This window comes from Clostridium acetireducens DSM 10703, from assembly GCF_001758365.1.
Lineage (GTDB): Bacteria > Bacillota > Clostridia > Clostridiales > Clostridiaceae > Clostridium_C > Clostridium_C acetireducens.
Map to the genome: position 1 here is coordinate 1 of NZ_LZFO01000075.1, position 1,547 is coordinate 1,547.

1 protein-coding gene is annotated in these 1,547 nt (G+C 31.2%); it reads left to right on the forward strand.

Annotation, left to right across the window (positions count from 1 at the left end):
- Positions 1–242: 242 nt before the first annotated feature.
- Entirely contained in the window at positions 243–1,541 is a 1,299-nt protein-coding gene (locus CLOACE_RS11580) for an IS110 family RNA-guided transposase (protein WP_070111393.1), read from the forward strand.
- Positions 1,542–1,547 lie beyond the last annotated feature (6 nt).

Sequence of the window (1,547 nt, forward strand, 5' to 3'; positions counted from 1 at the left end):
ATCATTGTATAATATCTCCTGAATAGAGGTTAGATGGATTCCTCCAGGGCATCTCGGTAGAGATTATACCCGTAAATAAGCGTATCATTCCATCAGTGAGATTTCTATGGTTTAGCTGGTTGGGTTTCCCGTAGGGTGTTACCACTGGAATTACCCGTGTCACAAACGAGGATATAGGCTCATTGATAGAAGTGGATACTCTATTCTATCTCAAAATAACTAAAATAAAGGAGATATTAATTATGTCTAGATTTTTTTATAATCCAACAGTAGGTATTGATGTTTCAGCAGATTTTTCTATGGTTGCTATTCTTGCACCTAACGGTGATATTTATAGGAAGGCATTTAAGATTTATCATAATGTGGACGGCTTTAACCACTTAGTTAAAGAAATAAAGAAAGTGGAAAAAGAGTTTAACATGAAAACAGGCATTTTCATGGAGTCCACTGGCGTGTACCACTTATCTCTTTTCCACTTTCTTAAAACCAAAAACTTAGAGGCATATGTTATTAATCCTCTAGTTACTAATTCTAACAAAAATAAAGACATAAGAAAAGTGAAAAATGATAAAAAAGACGCCTTAGCTATAGCTAAAATAGGTAAATTTGAAAATATTAAAGCTTCTAGCTACTTTGATGTTTCTATTTTTACTTTAAAATCTTTATGCCGAGATTACTATAAACTTGTTGATACAAGATCAATATTCAAGAAAAAGTTATCTGCTGACTTGCGTGTAGTATTTCCAGGATATAATAGTGTATTTTCTAATATAACTGGAACAACTTCAATTGCTATTCTTAAGTGTTACCAAACACCTCAATCTATTCTTGATGCTCCTAGAGAAGATATTGTAAAAATTCTTAGAGAGTCATCTAAAAAGAATTTGATTTGGTGTAACAACACTTATGATAAATTAATTAAAGCTGCTTCTAATGCTAAAGACATTGCTATATCATCCATTGGATTATCAACAAAAATAATCATTAATATTGGAACTATTGAAAACTTTAATAAACAAATAGAACTAATATTAAAAGAAATAGAAAATGTCTTATATAGCAATGATGTTTCTTCAAAATTTAAACAAAATATCTTATTATTGATGTCCATACCTGGAGTTGGTTTTATTTCAGCTGTAACTATACTAACTGAAATCGGAGATTTTCAAGGTTTCTTAAAACCTAAACAATTAGTTGCATATTTTGGTGTTGATCCTTCTGTTAATGAATCTGGTAAGTTTAAAAGTGATAAAGACAAAATATCTAAAAGAGGTACTCGTTTTGGACGTAGAGCTTTATATGCAATAGCATTAGCTTCTATAAGAACTAAACGCACTGGCGAAGCCATCAATAAAATCTTACTAGACTACTATAAAAACAACCTAAACGGTAAAAAGAAGAAGGTCGCCTTAGTAGCTATTATGCATAAACTTGTTAACTATATTTTTGCTGTTCTACGTGATCAAAAAGAATACGAGCAGCGTTTACCAAAAATTCATCATAAAATGTATCTTGAAAACTCCAATAATCCGGCAGCCTAATCGGCC